The organism is Streptomyces sp. NPDC043685 (assembly GCF_056436585.1).
This window is the reverse complement of sequence record NZ_JBWKCH010000007.1, coordinates 70,849-86,004: the sequence shown is the minus strand read 5'-3', so window position 1 is coordinate 86,004 and position 15,156 is coordinate 70,849. Positions and strand designations below refer to the sequence as shown.

At 72.1% G+C, this 15,156-nt stretch carries 17 protein-coding genes; 12 read left to right on the top strand and 5 right to left on the bottom strand.

Annotated features, from left to right (window positions below):
- Positions 1-50 precede the first annotated feature (50 nt).
- Positions 51-1,706, top strand: coding sequence for a serine/threonine-protein kinase (locus tag AC0665_RS23520; protein ID WP_478705739.1), 1,656 nt, complete (start codon positions 51-53; stop codon positions 1,704-1,706).
- Between the two features lie 4 nt (positions 1,707-1,710).
- Here AC0665_RS23520 and AC0665_RS23515 read toward each other — a convergent pair whose 3' ends face one another.
- A complete protein-coding gene (locus AC0665_RS23515) occupies positions 1,711-2,517 on the bottom strand; it encodes an SGNH/GDSL hydrolase family protein (RefSeq protein WP_478705738.1) in 807 nt (268 codons plus the stop codon).
- Between the two features lie 336 nt (positions 2,518-2,853).
- Here AC0665_RS23515 and AC0665_RS23510 point away from each other — a divergent pair, with 336 nt between their 5' ends.
- The 7 genes from AC0665_RS23510 to AC0665_RS23480 all read left to right on the top strand — a co-directional run bounded on the left by AC0665_RS23510 (position 2,854) and on the right by AC0665_RS23480 (position 9,641).
- Positions 2,854-4,059, top strand: a complete 1,206-nt coding sequence (locus AC0665_RS23510; RefSeq protein WP_478705737.1) for a S8 family peptidase — start codon at positions 2,854-2,856, stop codon at positions 4,057-4,059.
- Positions 4,060-4,538: 479 nt separating this feature from the next.
- Positions 4,539-5,360, top strand: a complete 822-nt coding sequence (locus AC0665_RS23505) for a glycosyltransferase family 2 protein (protein WP_478509825.1) — start codon at positions 4,539-4,541, stop codon at positions 5,358-5,360.
- A complete protein-coding gene (locus AC0665_RS23500) occupies positions 5,357-6,346 on the top strand; it encodes a glycosyltransferase family 2 protein (RefSeq protein ID WP_478705736.1) in 990 nt (329 codons plus the stop codon). Before AC0665_RS23505 ends, AC0665_RS23500 begins: the two co-directional genes overlap by 4 nt.
- The gene (locus tag AC0665_RS23495; protein WP_478606706.1) at positions 6,339-7,139 is read left to right on the top strand and encodes a polysaccharide deacetylase family protein; all 801 of its coding nucleotides are present in this window, start codon (positions 6,339-6,341) and stop codon (positions 7,137-7,139) included. The genes AC0665_RS23500 and AC0665_RS23495 overlap by 8 nt, the downstream gene beginning before the upstream one ends.
- Before the next feature lie 75 nt (positions 7,140-7,214).
- Positions 7,215-8,309, top strand: coding sequence for a DUF5925 domain-containing protein (locus AC0665_RS23490; protein ID WP_468410568.1), 1,095 nt, complete (start codon positions 7,215-7,217; stop codon positions 8,307-8,309).
- A gap of 95 nt (positions 8,310-8,404) precedes the next feature.
- Positions 8,405-8,800, top strand: a complete 396-nt coding sequence (locus tag AC0665_RS23485) for a hypothetical protein (RefSeq protein ID WP_468410570.1) — start codon at positions 8,405-8,407, stop codon at positions 8,798-8,800.
- Positions 8,801-8,864: 64 nt separating this feature from the next.
- The gene (locus tag AC0665_RS23480) at positions 8,865-9,641 is read left to right on the top strand and encodes a DUF72 domain-containing protein (protein ID WP_478606708.1); all 777 of its coding nucleotides are present in this window, start codon (positions 8,865-8,867) and stop codon (positions 9,639-9,641) included.
- Positions 9,642-9,660: 19 nt separating this feature from the next.
- On the opposite strand, the gene AC0665_RS23475 is transcribed toward AC0665_RS23480, so the two are convergent.
- Positions 9,661-10,029 carry a GntR family transcriptional regulator gene (locus AC0665_RS23475; RefSeq protein WP_468410574.1) on the bottom strand — a complete coding sequence of 123 codons (369 nt, stop codon included), beginning with the start codon at positions 10,027-10,029 and terminating at the stop codon, positions 9,661-9,663.
- A gap of 71 nt (positions 10,030-10,100) precedes the next feature.
- Here AC0665_RS23475 and AC0665_RS23470 point away from each other — a divergent pair, with 71 nt between their 5' ends.
- Both AC0665_RS23470 and AC0665_RS23465 read left to right on the top strand, forming a co-directional pair.
- A complete protein-coding gene (locus tag AC0665_RS23470; RefSeq protein ID WP_468410576.1) occupies positions 10,101-11,030 on the top strand; it encodes a GNAT family N-acetyltransferase in 930 nt (309 codons plus the stop codon).
- Positions 11,011-11,511 (top strand): DUF402 domain-containing protein, encoded by a 501-nt coding sequence (locus AC0665_RS23465; protein WP_366050993.1) that lies wholly within the window; start codon positions 11,011-11,013, stop codon positions 11,509-11,511. The genes AC0665_RS23470 and AC0665_RS23465 overlap by 20 nt, the downstream gene beginning before the upstream one ends.
- Here AC0665_RS23465 and AC0665_RS23460 read toward each other — a convergent pair.
- Entirely contained in the window at positions 11,470-12,129 is a 660-nt protein-coding gene (locus AC0665_RS23460) for a class I SAM-dependent methyltransferase (protein WP_478705735.1), read from the bottom strand. The two genes, AC0665_RS23465 and AC0665_RS23460, sit on opposite strands and share 42 nt — an antisense overlap.
- A gap of 139 nt (positions 12,130-12,268) precedes the next feature.
- On the opposite strand from AC0665_RS23460, the gene AC0665_RS23455 reads away from it, so the two are divergent.
- Complete coding sequence (locus tag AC0665_RS23455; RefSeq protein WP_478606715.1) at positions 12,269-12,403, top strand: hypothetical protein; 135 nt, start codon at positions 12,269-12,271, stop codon at positions 12,401-12,403.
- 30 nt (positions 12,404-12,433) lie between these two features.
- Here the strand turns inward: AC0665_RS23455 and AC0665_RS23450 are convergent, their stop codons facing one another.
- On the bottom strand, positions 12,434-12,883 hold the full coding sequence (locus AC0665_RS23450) for a GNAT family N-acetyltransferase (RefSeq protein WP_478705734.1): 450 nt from the start codon (positions 12,881-12,883) through the stop codon (positions 12,434-12,436).
- 183 nt (positions 12,884-13,066) lie between these two features.
- Between AC0665_RS23450 and AC0665_RS23445 the strand changes: the two genes are divergently transcribed.
- Complete coding sequence (locus tag AC0665_RS23445; RefSeq protein WP_468637170.1) at positions 13,067-14,098, top strand: lytic polysaccharide monooxygenase; 1,032 nt, start codon at positions 13,067-13,069, stop codon at positions 14,096-14,098.
- A gap of 93 nt (positions 14,099-14,191) precedes the next feature.
- Here AC0665_RS23445 and AC0665_RS23440 read toward each other — a convergent pair whose 3' ends face one another.
- Positions 14,192-15,067 carry an esterase/lipase family protein gene (locus tag AC0665_RS23440; RefSeq protein ID WP_478606723.1) on the bottom strand — a complete coding sequence of 292 codons (876 nt, stop codon included), beginning with the start codon at positions 15,065-15,067 and terminating at the stop codon, positions 14,192-14,194.
- Positions 15,068-15,156 lie beyond the last annotated feature (89 nt).

Sequence of the window (15,156 nt, the reverse complement as noted above, 5' to 3'; positions counted from 1 at the left end):
GGGGAAAAGACCACTCATGGAGATTTCGCCCGGCTGCGAATGGGGGCGCCGTGTTCGAAGAACCGGGCCATGAGCGTGTGATCGCGGGCCGCTACCGGCTCCTGGCACCGCTCGGCGAGGGCGGTATGGGCACGGTGTGGCGCGCCCGCGACGAGGTGCTGCACCGCGAGGTCGCCGTCAAGGAGGTGCGTGCGCCGGCCGGGCTGGCGGGCGACGACGTGCGGCGGATGTACGCGCGGCTGGAGCGGGAGGCCTGGGCGGCGGCCCGGGTCACCAACCGCAATGTCGTGACGGTGTACGACGTGGCGACGGACGACGGCCGGCCGTGGATCGTCATGGAACTGGTCCGCGGCCTCTCCCTGGCCGAGATCCTGGACGCCGAGGGCCCGATGGCACCCCAGCGCGCCGCGCGCATCGGCGCCGAGGTGCTGGCCGCGCTGCGGTCCGCGCACGAGGCCGGGGTGCTGCACCGCGACGTGAAGCCGGCCAACGTCCTGATCTCGAACGACGGCCGGGTCGTGCTCACCGACTTCGGCATCGCCATGGTCGAGGGCAGTTCGGCGCTGACCATGACCGGGGAGGTCATCGGCTCGCCCGAGTTCCTCGCCCCGGAGCGGGCGCTGGGCCGTACACCGGGGCCGGAGTCCGACCTGTGGTCGCTCGGGGTGCTGCTGTACGCGGCGGTGGAGGGCCACTCGCCCTTCCGTCACGACACCCCGCTGAGCACGCTGCGGGCCATCGTCGACGAGGAACTGCCGCCGCCGTACCGGGCCGGTCCGCTCGCCCCGGTGATCGAGGGGCTGCTGCGCAAGGATCCGGAGCAGCGGCTGCCGCCCGAGCGGGCCGAGCAGGACCTGCGGGTCGTCGCCGCGGGCGGCGCGCCGAGCGCGGACACCACACGGGCGGTTCCCTTCCCGCCGCCGGTCGCGGGTCGTCCCGAGGCCGCCCCGACGCCCCCGGTGCCCTTCCCGGGGCGCTCGGCGGCCTTCGGCGAGGGCACGGGCGCGGCCACGACGGCCACCGGACCCGACCGGGACCACCGGGGCCATCGGGACCACCGGCCCGGCCGGGTGCTGGTCGCGGGCGTGATCGCGCTGGCGCTCGCGGTGGGCGGCCTGACGTACGCGCTGCTGAACAACGAGGACGGCTCCGGCGGCAATGACCAGGGCGCCGGGGACAGTACGCCCACCGCGACCAAGAGTCCGCCCCGGAACACCGGGACGGAGAAGTCCAGCCCGTCGCCGACGCCGAGCGAGTCGAAGGAGAGCAGTGCGCCGGCGCAGTCGGTGCGGGTCACCCTCCAGGGGCGGCGCACGGACTACGCGGGGACGTGCCCGCCGCCGAACGCCCAGGCGCCCGAGCTCACCGCGACGCTCACGGTGGGGCGGCTGCCGGCCGAGGTGAGCTACCGCTGGGTGACGCGGGACGGCCAGGTGCTGGACGGGGGCTGGAAGACGCTGTCGTTCGCCCAGGACGGCGGCCGTGCGAAGCGGGACACGATCCGGGTGACGACCCAGGAGAAGACCGGCACGTTCGAGAACGAGATCAGCGTCGAGGTGCGCGAGCCGGTGCGGACGACGTCCGAGTCGGTGCCGTTCTCGGTGACCTGCGAGACGGAGACCCCGTCGGGCGGGGCCTCCCCTTCTCCTTCCGGCACGGATCCGGAGTCGGACTCCGAATCGAACTCGGAGTCGGACTCCGGCTGAGCGGTCAGTCGTTGTTGTTGAGCACCGGCAGATAGCCGCCCGACTGGCCGGGGGCCTTCGGGTGGTACGACTCGCCGATGTTGAGCCAGCTGACGCTGTGCAGCCAGGAGTCGCCGGAGCAGATCTCGTGGCCGGTGAAGGTGGTGCGGACGTCGCCGAAGGCGAAGCCGTGGTCGGCTGCCCGCTTGGCGATGGCGGTGTTGAGGTGGTCGGAGGCGTCGTTGATGGCCTTGCGCTTGGTCTCGGACAGACCGAGGCAGGTGGTGCCGAGCTTGTAGAAGCGGGGGTAGCCGAGGACGACGACCTTGGCGGCCGGTGCCTTGGAGCGGATCGCCGAGTACACGCCGTCGAGATTTCCGGGCAGCGTGGAGTCGACGTACGCCCGGGCGGTGTTGATGCGGGAGACGCACGCGCTGTCGGACTGGGTCACACAGGTCGTCATGACGTCGGCGAAGCCGGCGTCGTTGCCGCCGATGCTGATCGAGACGAGGGCGGTGGAGGCGCTGAGCGGGGCGAGCTGACTCGCCAGAACATCACCCGTTCGGGCGCCCGAGCAGGCCGTGAAGTCGAAGGTGGAGGGTGAGTGGGTGGCGGCCCAGAGGTAGGGATAGGCCTTGGTGCTGCGCTTGCAGTCGCCGCTGGAAGCGATGTAGCTGCCGGCTCCGACTCCGGAGGAGTAGGAGTCACCGAGGGCCACATAGCCGCCAGTTGCGGCGAGTGAGGACGCCTGCGCCGTCGCAGCCCCGGTGAGGGCGGTGCCGACGGCGAGGAGGAGCGAGCTCACGAGGACGACAAGTCGGGAACGTCTCATGGAACCTCCCTTTAGCAGGATCTCTGCCGTAACCGTCGTAGCAGCTACGCGTGTTGACAGGAAGTGTCCATGCCAAGTCTTTTCGGCCCCTCCCCGGATTCCTGGCGCGTTCCCCACGCCTCTTGTTACGTGACGACCCCTCTTGTTACGTGCCCATGACAGGTTTGTTGACTGATGCTCAACTCTCTTGTTCCACACCGGTAGTTGGCCGACGCTTTACTCCGGCCGGGAGCGGAACGCGACGCTCCCCGGCCTGTGTGCGCGGCCACGCGCACATCCCCCACTTGACGCGCGCCCCACCCAGGCGCGCGCCGCCTAGAGGAGGACTCCCTCGTAATGGCACAACTGCGTAGCAAGAGATTCGGGTTCGCCGCACTCACCTCGCTGGCGACCGCCGCCCTCATGGGCGGGCTCACCACGCTTCCCGCCCAGGCCGCACCCGCCGAGGGCCGGGTGCTCGCCGCGGACTCACCGACCGCGATCAAGGACAGCTACCTCGTCACGCTCAAGAAGAGCGCGGGCCTGAAGGCGTCCTCGGCAGCGGGCAAGGACCTGGTGAAGGAGTACGGCGGCTCGGTCGACAAGACGTTCGACAAGGCGCTGAACGGCTATTCCGCCACCCTCTCCGCCGCCGAGGCCAGGCAACTCGCCGCCGACCCGGCGGTGGCCACCGTCGAGCAGAACCAGCGCGTCACGCTCGCCGCCACCCAGACGAACGCCCCCTGGGGCCTGGACCGCGTCGACCAGGCCTCGCTCCCGCTGTCCGGCACCTACACCTACCCGGACAGCGCGGGCAGCGGTGTGACGGTCTATGTGATCGACACCGGTGTGCGCATCACCCACCAGCAGATCAGCGGCCGTGCATCGTACGGCTACGACGCCGTCGACGGCGACACCACCGCCTCCGACGGCAACGGCCACGGCACCCATGTGGCCACCACGATCGCGGGCTCGACCTACGGCGTCGCCAAGAAGGCGAAGATCGTGGGCGTACGAGTGCTGAACAACAGCGGCTCCGGCACCACGGCCGGCGTGATCGCGGGCATCGACTGGGTGACGCGGAACCACTCCGGCCCCTCGGTCGCCAACATGTCGCTCGGCGGCGGCGCCTCCGCCACCCTGGACACGGCCGTCCGCAACTCCATAGCCAGCGGCGTCACGTACGCCGTCGCCGCGGGCAACAGCAGCACCACCGCCTCCTCGTCCTCCCCCGCCCGGGTCGCCGAGGCCATCACGGTCGGCGCCACCACCAGCACCGACGCCAAGGCGAGCTACTCCAACTACGGCTCCGCCCTGGACATCTTCGCGCCCGGCTCCTCCATCACGGCCGGCTGGTACACCAGCGACACCGCGACCAACACCATCTCCGGCACCTCGATGGCGACCCCGCACGTCGCGGGCGCGGCGGCGGTCTACCTGGCGGGCCACACCTCGTCCACCCCGGCCCAGGTCGCCACGGCCCTGGTGAACGGCGCCGTCACCGGCAAGGTCACCAACGCGGGTTCGGGCTCGCCGAACCGGCTGCTGCAGATCGTGCAGTGACCGACGCCCGCACCAGCACCTGAACACGCGTTCCCCGGAGGCCCTGATCGCCCCCGGGGAACGCACGTTTATGTGACGGGAACTCGCAACTTGCGTCACGCGAAATGTCTGTCGCAACGACCAAACCAACAAAAACGTGAGAGGCCGTTCCAGGTCTTGCCATACGGGTTCAATCGTCAATACCGTCATACATCTCACCCGCATCGGTCCGTCAGTACGCGGCTCTAGGGGAGGGCTCAAGGACCGCGACGAACCGGCGCGGGGCGCGGTAGGGGGGTGCCGTGCTCGGTGACCGCAACTGTCTCCGGGCCGTGCCGCGCGGTCGGCTGCCGTTTTTCCGCGGCCGGTCAGCTTTGCCAGCTCACCCGGCGTGCCGAAGCTCCATCTCGGCCTGCCCCGGGTGAGAACCCCCCTTTCGAACCGGACTGGATCCGGACTGCCCTGGGGGGGCGGTCCACCGGACGAGAGGGACCAGACTCATGAGTTCCGTACTGCAGCCGGCCGCGACGGACCCGCATCCGCCGACCGCCGGGAAGTACCGACCCGTCTCCTCGCACCTGGCCATAGCGCCACCGGTGAGCGTGGTCATCCCGGCCATGAACGAGGCGGAGAACCTTCCGTACGTCTTCAAGACCCTGCCCGACTGGATCCACGAAGTGGTTCTCGTCGACGGCAACTCCACCGACAACACCGTCGCCGTGGCCCGCGAGCTGTGGCCCGAGGTCAAGGTCGTCGAGCAGCGCGGCAAGGGCAAGGGCGACGCCCTGATCACCGGCTTCCAGGCCTGCACCGGCGACATCATCGTGATGATCGACGCGGACGGCTCGGCGGACGGCGGGGAGATCCTGTCCTACGTCTCCGCGCTGGTCTCCGGCGCGGACTTCGCCAAGGGCTCCCGCTTCGCCAACGGCGGCGGGACCGACGACATGACGTTCATCCGCAAGCTGGGCAACTGGGCCCTGTGCACGGCCGTCAACCGCAAGTTCGGCGCCCGCTACACCGACCTGTGCTACGGCTACAACGCGTTCTGGCGGCACTGCCTCGACAAGATCGACCTCGACTGCACGGGCTTCGAGGTCGAGACTCTGATGAACATCCGGGTCGTCAAGGCCGGGCTCAAGGTGCAGGAGATCCCCAGCCACGAGTACCTGCGCATCCACGGCGTCAGCAATCTGCGGGCGGTGCGGGACGGGCTGCGCGTGCTGCGGGTGATCCTTCAGGAGCGCTCCAACCGCCGGGCGCTGCGCCGCCGTTCGTCCCGGTCGGCGATGCCGGCCGCGATGCGGGGAGAGGTGTCTTGAGCGGTCCCGGCATCTCCGTCGTGATCTGCGCGTACATCGAGGACCGCTGGGAGGACATCCTCGCGGCGGTCTCCTCGGTGCGGGCGCAGTCACGGCCCGCGCTGGAGACGCTGCTGGTGGTCGACCACAACGAGACGCTCCTGGACCGTCTGGGCAAGGAGTACAAGGAGGCCGGTGACGTGCGGGTGCTGGCCAACGCGGGCCCGCGCGGCCTGTCCGCGGGCCGCAACACCGGCATCGCCGCGGCCCGCGGCGAGATCGTGGCCTTCCTCGACGACGACGCCGTGGCCGAGCGCGACTGGCTGCGGCACTTCGCCGAGGCGTACACCGATCCGCGGGTGATGGCGGTCGGCGGGCGTACGGTGCCGGTCTGGGCGTCGGGACGGCGGCCGCCATGGTTCCCGGAGGAGTTCGACTGGGTGGTGGGCTGCACCTACCGGGGCCTGCCGCGCGGCCGCGTGCGCGTGCGCAACGTGCTCGGCGGCAACGCCTCGTTCCGCCGCAGCGCCTTCGACGCGGCGGGCGGCTTCGCCACCGGCATCGGCCGGGACGGCGACAAACGCCCGCTGGGCTGCGAGGAGACGGAACTGTGCATCCGCCTCGGCCGCGCCAGGCCCGACGCGGTCCTGCTGATCGACGACCGGGCGGTCATCCATCACCGGGTGCCCGAGATCCGGGAGCACTTCCGCTACTTCCGCACCCGCGCCTACGCCGAGGGCCTGTCCAAGGCGCTGGTGGCGCGCAGCGTCGGAGCCGGCAAGGGCCTGGAGTCCGAGCGCCGGTACGCCACCCGGGTCCTGCCGGCCGGAGTGGCCCGGGGACTGCGGGACGCCCTGCTGGCCAGGCCTGGCGGTGCGGGACGGGCGGGGGCGATCGTGGCCGGGGTGCTGACGGCGGCGGGTGGCTACGTCGTCGGCAGTGTCCGGGCGCGACGCGGCAAGACCACGTTCCGGGTGCCCGAGGTGGAGGTGACGGCCCGTGAGTGACGTGCGCGTTCCGATCCTCATGTACCACGCGGTGGCGACCGACCCGAACGAGGCGACGCGTGCCCTGTCGGTGACCCCGGAGGCGTTCACCGAGCAGCTGACGGTCCTCGCCGACCGGGGGTTCACACCGGTGACCACGGCCGGACTGGCGGCGTGCTGGCGTTCCGGCCGCGCGCTGCCCGGGCGGCCGGTCCTCATCACCTTCGACGACGGCTACGAGGGGGTGCACCGGCACGCCCTCCCCGCGCTCGCCAAGCACGGTTTCCCGGCCACCCTGTTCGTCTCGACCGGGTGGCTCAGGGGCCCGTACGACACCGGGGGCGGTCTGGACACCATGCTGGACTGGGACCAGGTCCGCGAACTCGCGGCGGCGGGTGTCGAGATCGGCGGGCACAGCCACAGCCATCCGCAGCTCGACCAGGTCTCCGACGCCACGCTGCGGTTCGAGCTGATCCACTGCAAGGAGATCATCTCGGACCAGCTGGGGCCCGTGCCGGTCTCGTTCGCCTACCCGTACGGCTACTCCAGCCGCCGGGTCCGGCAGGCGGTGCGCGAGACGGGCTGGGCCCAGGCCCTCGCCGTCGGCAACGGCCTCGCACGCCGGGCGCAGGGGCCGTACGCCCTGCGGCGGGTGACGGTGCGCCGCAGCACGGACGCCGAGGAGTTCGAGCGGCTGATCGAAGGCCGTGCCCTCGCCCGTACGTTCGCCGGGGACCGTGCCCTGACCAAGGGGTACGCCGTGGTGCGCAGGGCCCGGCAGGCACGCCGGCTGGTCGTTCGCTCCGCGGGCTGACCTGCGCGGGAGTTCCCTGCCGCGTGCACCCGGAAACCGGGTGCACGCGGCGCTCCCGTGCCGGATCATGGCGGCATGTCTGGTAACCCGCACGAGGCGCTGCCGATCCGGCTCAACGTCGACGACTCCGACTCCCCGTCCGATGTCATCGACGCGCTGTTCCTCGGCCGCTTCGCGACGGGCGAGCAGCCGTACTCCCACGCGGTGAACATCGACCGCGTCCGCTCCGGGGCGACCCTGATCCCGGCCGGCGCCCGGGTGCTGCGCGCCGCCCGGGACGACGACCGCAGCGCGACCCTCGCCGAGGGCGACGGCTGGACGCTGCTGGTCTCCCGCTGGAACCGGGGTGCCGACGTCACGGTGACGGCGACCGGCGAGGAACTGGCGAAGAAGATCCTCGACCAGGCCACGGACGGCGCGGCGGACGAGCCCGAACCGCAGCCGGAGAACGTCACGATGGGCTTCTGGTACGTCTCCCCGCGGCGCGGCCCGCACCGCACCACCCGCCAGATCGCCGCGGGCACCTGGGACGAGGTCCGCCCCAACTACACCGCGCCGGTGGCGGACGCCATGGACCGCCTGATGAAGACGACCCCCCAGGACATCGCGGGCCGTCTCCTGCTGCTGCACGGCCCGCCGGGCACCGGCAAGACGTCGGCGCTGCGGACGCTGGCCCGCTCCTGGCGGGACTGGTGCCAGGTGGACTGCGTCCTGGACCCCGAGCGGCTGTTCTCGGACGTCGGCTACCTCATGGACATCGCCATCGGCGAGGAGGACGGGACGGGCAAGGGCCGCTGGCGGCTGCTGCTCCTCGAGGACTGCGACGAGCTGATCCGCGGCGAGGCCAAGCACACCGCCGGCCAAGCCCTGTCGAGGCTGCTGAACCTGACGGACGGCCTGCTCGGCCAGGGCCGCAACGTCCTGGTCGGGGTCACCACCAACGAGGACCTGGAGCGCCTGCACCCTGCCGTGGTCCGTCCCGGCCGCTGCCTCGCCCGGATCGAGGTCGGCCCGCTGACCCGCCGGGAGGCGGTGAACTGGCTGGGGCACGAGGAGGGCGTCGGCCGCGAGGGCGCGACCCTGGCGGAGCTGTACGCGCTGCGCCGGGGCACGTCCCCGACAGCCCTGCCGGAGCCGCGCGAGAGTGCGGACGCGGGGCTGTACCTGTAGGTGCGCACACAACTGCCTCTCACCTCCCTGTTACCCCGGCGTGCCAGGGTGTGCGCGGCGGCGGCACCGCGCCGCGCCGGGACTGAGGAGGCCCGATGGCACATACGGCACCCACCGTGTTCAGCGAACCCGCCCACCGCCTCGCGCGGTGGGTCCTGCCCGTCGTCCTCGGTGTCGTCTACGGCAACTGGGTGGCGGTGAACCGGCGTCACGGCGGCCCGATCACCGGGTCGGATGTGGCGTGGGGGGTGTGGAGCGCGTTCGCCTTCGTGGCCGTCTGCGTCGCCGTGGTGCAGGTGACCCGGCGCCTGAGGCGCGAGCTGCACGCCCTGCACGCCCTGCTCCGGGCCGTCTTCGCCGGCGCCGCTCTGGGCTTCCTCTACAGCCAGACGGGCGACGACCCCCGTCCGGTGGTCATCACGACGCTGCTGGTCACGGCAGGCGTCTTCCTGCTGCTGTTCTACCGCTTCCACACGCGCAACGACGCGTAGCGGGGGCCCGGAGGGCCGGGCCGCTCCTGCCGCCCTTCGGGGCGCGTGGTGCTTTGATGGGGATATGACCCTGTTCGTCGGCACGTCCGGGTGGCAGTACAAGGACTGGCGGGACGTCCTGTACCCGTCCGGGCTGCCGATGCGGCTCTGGCTGGAGGAGTACGCGGGGCACTTCGCCACCGTCGAGATCAACAACGCCTTCTACCGGCTGCCCGCGCGCGAGACCTTCGAGGACTGGCGGGGGCGGGTGCCCGGGGACTTCGTCGTCGCGGTCAAGGCGAGCCGCTATCTGACCCACATCAAACGGCTCAAGGACCCCGAGGAGCCGGTGCACCGGCTGATGAGCCACGCGGCGGGCCTCGGCGACCGCCTGGGCCCGGTCCTCCTCCAGCTGCCGCCCACCCTGCGCGCCGACCCGGGCCTGCTGGACGCGTGTCTGGCCTGCTTCCCGGCCTCGACCCAGGTCGCGGTCGAGCCGCGCCACGACTCGTGGTGGACGCCGCAGGTCCGCCGCGTCCTGGAGTCCCGGCGCGCCGCCCTGTGCTGGGCCGACGTATCGGCCCGCCCCGTCACACCGCTGTGGCGCACCACCGACTGGGGCTATGTCCGCTTCCACCAGGGCCGCGCCCGGCCCTGGCCCCGCTACGGCCGCCGCTCCCTCGCCACCTGGCTCGACCGCATCGCCACGACCTGGCCCGGCGGCGAGGACGTCTACACGTACTTCAACAACGACCCGGGCGGGGCCGCGGTGGAGGACGCGATGGCCTTCGCACGGGCGGGAAGGTCGGCGGGACTGGACATCACCCGGACACCGCAGCGCCTCACGCAGCCCTCCGGTTGAGGCGCCGGGCCGGGGCCCCCTACTCGGCGTGAACCGCCCGCAGGGCGTCGCGGACCGCGGCGAGCGCCACGTCCTCCCCCAGCCCGAGCCGTCTGGCCCGCTCCGCGTAGGCCTGTGCGGCCGTGGCCAGCTCGCGGTCCGCCGCCGAGCCGGCGGCGGCCACGAAGGTGCCGTTGCGGCCCCGCGTCTCGATCACCCCGTCAGCCTCCAGCGCCCGGTAGGCCTTGGCGACCGTATTGGCGGCGAGGCCCAGCGACTCGGCCAGCCCCCGCACGGTCGGCAGCCGGTATCCCACCGGCAGCGCGCCGGACCGCGCCTGCTCGGAGATCCGCGCCCGCACCTGCTCGTAGGGCGGAGCGCTGTCGTCGATGTCGATCTTCAAGGTCACAGGCCGATTGTCGCGCACCCGACGGAAAATGAGAGGCACCCGGGACGGGTCCACGCGTAGCGTGCGCCTCCATGACCGTGATCGTGCGCGACCTCCGTCCCGATGTCCGAGCCGACGCCGAGGGCTTCTCGACCACCCGCCGCCTGGCCCTTCCGTACATGCTCTCCACGCCCGAGTCCGTGGTGCACGCCCAGACGCACGCGCACCCGGACGCCCACTTCGGGCAGCTCGTCGCCGAGGAGGACGGTGAGATCATCGGCACGGCCCAGGTCTCCGTCGCCCACGACAGCCCGGAACCCGGCCAGGGCTCCGCCAACATCTATGTGCGCCCCGGCCACCGGGGCCGCGGCGCCGGTTCACTGCTGCTGCGCACCGCCGAGGAGCGCCTGGGACGCCTGGGTGTCACGAAGCTGTTCGCCTGGGTGCTGGACGAGCCGGACAACCGCGCCTTCGCCGAGCGGCACGGCTTCCGGGCCAGCCGCTCCGCCTGGTTCCTGCGTCTCGACCTGGCGGCCGGCACCCTGCCGCCCCGCCAGGACCTGCCGGCGGGTGTCGAACTGCGCACGGCCGCCGACTTCGCGGACGACCCGCGCCCGGTGTTCGCACTGGACGCGGAGACCTCGTCGGACGAACCGAGCGACATCGACGTGGAGTTCACGGACTACCAGGCCTGGCTCGACGAGCACTGGAAGCACCCGCTGCTGAACCGCGACCTGACCACCGTCGTGCTCGTCGACGGCCGCCCGGCCGCCTTCAGCGTGGCGCACACCGACGGCGCCTGGCGCTACGGCACCGCCATGACCGGCACCGCCCGCGCCTTCCGGGGCCGGGGCCTGGCGAAGCTCGCCAAGAACGACTCCCTGCACCGCGCCCGCGCCGCGGGGTACACGGAGGCGTTCACCGGCAACGACACCGGGAACGAGCCGATGATCGCCATCAACAAGTGGTTCGGCTACGAGTTCTGCGCGAAGGAGGTGCGTTATGTCCGCGAACTCGGCTGACGCGTCCGCCCGGCTGGACGTCGTCCTCGTCAAGGCGGGCCGTACGAAGATCCGTTACACCGGCGAGCTGCTGGCCGACGACGGCACGCGTGTCGCCCTGCGCGCACCGTGGGCAGGCTCCGGCGTGCGCGACTTCGGGTTCGTCCGCTTCGAGCCCGGGGACGTCTTCACGGAGTACTACTGGCGCGACCGCTGGTACGCCGTGAAGGAGGTCCGGTCGGCCACGGGGGTGCTGAAGGGCTGGTACTGCGACGTGACCCGCCCCGCCCGGCGCACCGGCCCGGAGCTGGTCGTGGAGGATCTCGACCTGGACCTGTGGCGCTCGGCGGACGGCGCGGACGTACGGCGCCTGGACGAGGACGAGTTCGCCGAGAGCGGTCTCGGCGAGACGGACCCGGAGGCGGCCCGGTCCGCCCTGGCCGCGCTCGACGAGCTGGAGTCACTGGCCCGCGGCGGCGGGTTCACCGCGCTGCTGGCCTGACGAGCGGACCTCGGCGACGACCGCGTACCGCTCGTCCGTCACCTCGCCGCCCCACAGCAGCGGGTCGTCCGAGAGGCGCTCCACGCGCACCCGCCCGGCGACCGGGGCGAGCAGGCCGGTGAGCCGCTCGGCCGGTATGCCGACCGGCGCGACGCTCCCCCACACGCCCTCGACCAGCACGAGCCGCCCTCCCGGCCGCAGCAGCCCACGCCAGTGCCGCAGGGCGCGGCCGGGGTCGGGCAGGGTCCACAGGACGTGCCGGACGAGCACGGTGTCGAAGCGCCGCTCCCCGACCGGCGGTGACGCGGCGTCCCCGACGAGGAACACGGCGTCACGGCCGGCCAGCTTCTGCCGCGCGAGCGTCACCATCGCCGGGGAGAGGTCGACGCCCGTCACGCGGTGCCCCTGTTCGGACGCGAGCAGTGACAGGCTGCCGGTGCCGCAGCCGAGATCGAGGACGTCGCCCGCGCGCCCCGGCAGCCAGTCCCGCAGCCTCCCGGCCCAGGCCCGGCGCACCCCGGGGTCGCGCAGGCCGTGGTCCGGCTCCTCGTCGAAGGAGGCGGCCGCCGCGTCCCAGTCCACGTCGGAGCCGTTCGAAGCTTGCCTGTCGTTCGTCATGGGCCCAAGAGTGACACCCGCCACTGACACCCGGATCGTGACTGCCGCCACTGACAGACCGGTAGCGATGAGTAACCCTCCCCCGAAAGGTCTACCTCCGTGAGAACGCGGAACCCGGTAGACCCTTAAGGAGGCAGCCATGCGCCGTGTGACCGTGCAGAAGCCCCTGACCAAGTCGGACGGCCGCCGGGTCCGTGAGGAAGCCGACGAGCGCCCCGCCGGGCGCCCGGAGGTCCGCAAAGACATCGCACGCACCTGGTGGCCGGACGCCTGAGCGGCCGGTGCCGGGCATGAGACGCACGCCTCAGGGCAGCCGCTTGCGGTAGTGCATGCGGTCGTAGGGCCCCTCCACGCGGCGTTCCACCAGTTCGTAGCCGTATCTGGGATAGATCTTCTGGTTCTCCCACATCAGCGCGTTCGTGTAGAGCCTGATCTCGGCCAGCCCCAGCGCACGCGCGTGTGCGTCCACGAACCGCAGCAGCCGCCGCCCCACTCCGCCGCCGTGCGCGGTGGGGTGGACGGCGATGGTGTCGAGGAAGAGGTGGTCCTCGAACGCCTCGACCACGACGAGCCCGGTCACCGGGTCGCCCGTCACGAACACCTTGCCCGCGGCCACGTTCGCCGCGTGGTCCTCCCGCATCGGCTGCGGCACGCGCCCGATGCGCGCGATGTAGGGCCGGAAGGCCGCGTCGATCACCTCCGCGACGGCCGGTACGTCGGTGGCGCCGGCCGGGCGGATCTCCTCGTCTGCCATGCCGTGACGGTACCTACCTGATGCCAGTCCGAACACTCCCTTAAGCGGGCCATAAAGATCTCCTCCACCCGCCCCGAGCAGGCGATTTCCCGGTTCCGAGCGGCTAGCTTCGCAACCACCCCACGGGATCCGGCCCCCTCGGGCCCGGCCCCTGTCCCCCGCACCGTTTCGAGGAGTTCCCGCATGCCCGCACGCCGCACGGCCGCCACCGTCGCCGCCCTCGGCGGCCTCCCGCTCGCCCTGACCGTGCTGACCGCCGCGCCGGCCGCCGCGCACGGCTCGATGGGCGACCCGGTCAGCCGGGTCTCGCAGTGCTACGCCGAGGGCCCCGAGAGCCCGAAGTCGGCCGCGTGCAAGGCGGCGGTCGCGGCCGGCGGCACCCAGGCCCTCTACGACTGGAACGGCGTCCGCATCGGCGACGCGGGCGGCCGCCACCAGCGGCTCATCCCCGACGGCAAGCTCTGCAGCGCGGGCAACGCCGAGTTCAAGGGCCTCGACCTGGCCCGCGCCGACTGGCCGGCGACCGGCGTCCGCAGCGGCCCGTACAGCTTCAAATACCGCGTGACGGCCCCGCACAAGGGCACCTTCACGGTCTACATCACCAAGCCCGGCTACGACCCGGCCAAGCCGCTCGCCTGGAAGGACCTGGACCTGGCGAAGCCGGTGGCGACGTCCACCGACCCGGCCGCCACCGGGGGTTTCTACACCTTCTCCGGCACCCTGCCCCAGCGCTCCGGCAAGCACCTGCTGTACGCGGTGTGGCAGCGGTCGGACAGTCCGGAGGCGTTCTACTCCTGCTCGGACGTCAGCTTCGGCGGCGCGACAGGCGCGGCCCCGGCGCCGGCCGCCTCCGCTCCCACCGAGGAGCAGATCGAGGAGGGCAACGGCAAGTCGACGATCGAGCACCACGGACACGGAGACGACGACCCCGGCACCTCGGCGGAGCCGGCCGCGGCCCCCGAGAAGGAGACCGGGGTGGCGGAGGGCACGTCCGGGGACGGGGAGGAGAACACCGCGGACCGGCCGACGGCCGCCGCACCCGCGCCCAACCGGCCGAAGGCGGCCGGGGCCACCGGGAACCTGGCCGAGACCGGCGGCGACAGCGGCACCGCCTACCTCGCGATCGGCGGCGCGGCCACACTGGCGCTCGGCTCGTCGGCCCTGTTCCTGTCGGCCCGGCGCCGGACGGCGAGCGCCGGACGGCACGGTCGCTGACCCCCACCGCCCCCTGACCCGGGGCCTGTCCGGCGGCTCAGGCCGGACAGGCCCCGAAACGTTTCCCCGACACGTGTCAACAGGTGGCACGTGTCATTCGAAGGCCGACGCACAGGTGGTGGGTTCGGCCCGCCCCGGGTCGAGGGCGTTGGCCACCTCGTGGAAGGCGACCCGGTCGAGCAGCCCTACGGCCACGTGCTCGGAGAGGTCGAGGGGGCAGAGGTCCTGGAGCAGGACGTTGCGCACGTCCGGCCCGCTCAGGTACTGGCTGCGCCACGGCGTGACCACCTCGTCGTACCGGGTGGCGATGACGGTGTAGCGCACGCCGGGCACGGTTTCGCCGCCCGCGTTGAGCTTGCTGAGGAAGGCGGAGCCGGTGATCTGGTCGGCGAGGGCGGGGGTGTTCTTCGTCAGCAGGTCCGCGGCGCCCGGGAAGTAGGGCAGCAGGTGGGTGAAGCCGTTCAGGTCGGTTCCGTGGTTGCTGGGGGCGATGCCGACCAGGGCGTTCACCTTGGCGGCTCCGCCGAGGAACTTGACGTAGTAACGGGGCATCATGCCGCCCTGGGAGTGCCCGACGACGTCGGTCTCGGCGGCGCCGGTGGCCGCGAGCACCTTGTCCACGAAGTCCTTCAGCTGTCCGGCGGACTTCTCGACGGGCCCGAGGCCGTGGAAGAAGGGGACACCCTCCACCTGCCCGTAGTCGAGGGAGAAGACGCAGTAGCCGCGGACCCGGAGGTAGGGGGCGAGGCCCAGCCAGTTGTCGACGGAGTTCCCGAGGGTGCCGTGGACCAGCACGACCGGGCGGGGGTGGGCGGCGGACGGCTTGCAGGAGTAGTCGTTCCAGCCGGAGCCCGGGGCACCGGAGGCCTGGGCGGTGGTGGCCTGGGCAGTGGTGGCGGGGACGGTGACGGCCGCTGCGGTCAGCAGCAGCGCGGCCAGGGGTCTGAGCGCTCGTTTCCAGGGCAGCATCGAGTGATCTCCTTGCGGCTCAAGGGAGGTGCGACGGCACGACGCCCTGTGATCCGGATCACGAGGATGCTGTTCATTCGTCAAGTTAC

Bases quoted from the DNA above. Each gene is read 5' to 3' on its own strand.
- AC0665_RS23515 (WP_478705738.1), bottom strand. From the start codon at position 2,517: ATGAGACGTTCCCGACTTGTCGTCCTCGTGAGCTCGCTCCTCCTCGCC.
- AC0665_RS23510 (WP_478705737.1), top strand. From the start codon at position 2,854: ATGGCACAACTGCGTAGCAAGAGATTCGGGTTCGCCGCACTCACCTCG.
- AC0665_RS23505 (WP_478509825.1), top strand. From the start codon at position 4,539: ATGAGTTCCGTACTGCAGCCGGCCGCGACGGACCCGCATCCGCCGACC.
- AC0665_RS23490 (WP_468410568.1), top strand. From the start codon at position 7,215: ATGTCTGGTAACCCGCACGAGGCGCTGCCGATCCGGCTCAACGTCGAC.
- AC0665_RS23485 (WP_468410570.1), top strand. From the start codon at position 8,405: ATGGCACATACGGCACCCACCGTGTTCAGCGAACCCGCCCACCGCCTC.
- AC0665_RS23480 (WP_478606708.1), top strand. From the start codon at position 8,865: ATGACCCTGTTCGTCGGCACGTCCGGGTGGCAGTACAAGGACTGGCGG.
- AC0665_RS23470 (WP_468410576.1), top strand. From the start codon at position 10,101: ATGACCGTGATCGTGCGCGACCTCCGTCCCGATGTCCGAGCCGACGCC.
- AC0665_RS23465 (WP_366050993.1), top strand. From the start codon at position 11,011: ATGTCCGCGAACTCGGCTGACGCGTCCGCCCGGCTGGACGTCGTCCTC.
- AC0665_RS23460 (WP_478705735.1), bottom strand. From the start codon at position 12,129: ATGACGAACGACAGGCAAGCTTCGAACGGCTCCGACGTGGACTGGGAC.
- AC0665_RS23455 (WP_478606715.1), top strand. From the start codon at position 12,269: ATGCGCCGTGTGACCGTGCAGAAGCCCCTGACCAAGTCGGACGGCCGC.
- AC0665_RS23450 (WP_478705734.1), bottom strand. From the start codon at position 12,883: ATGGCAGACGAGGAGATCCGCCCGGCCGGCGCCACCGACGTACCGGCC.
- AC0665_RS23445 (WP_468637170.1), top strand. From the start codon at position 13,067: ATGCCCGCACGCCGCACGGCCGCCACCGTCGCCGCCCTCGGCGGCCTC.
- AC0665_RS23440 (WP_478606723.1), bottom strand. From the start codon at position 15,067: ATGCTGCCCTGGAAACGAGCGCTCAGACCCCTGGCCGCGCTGCTGCTG.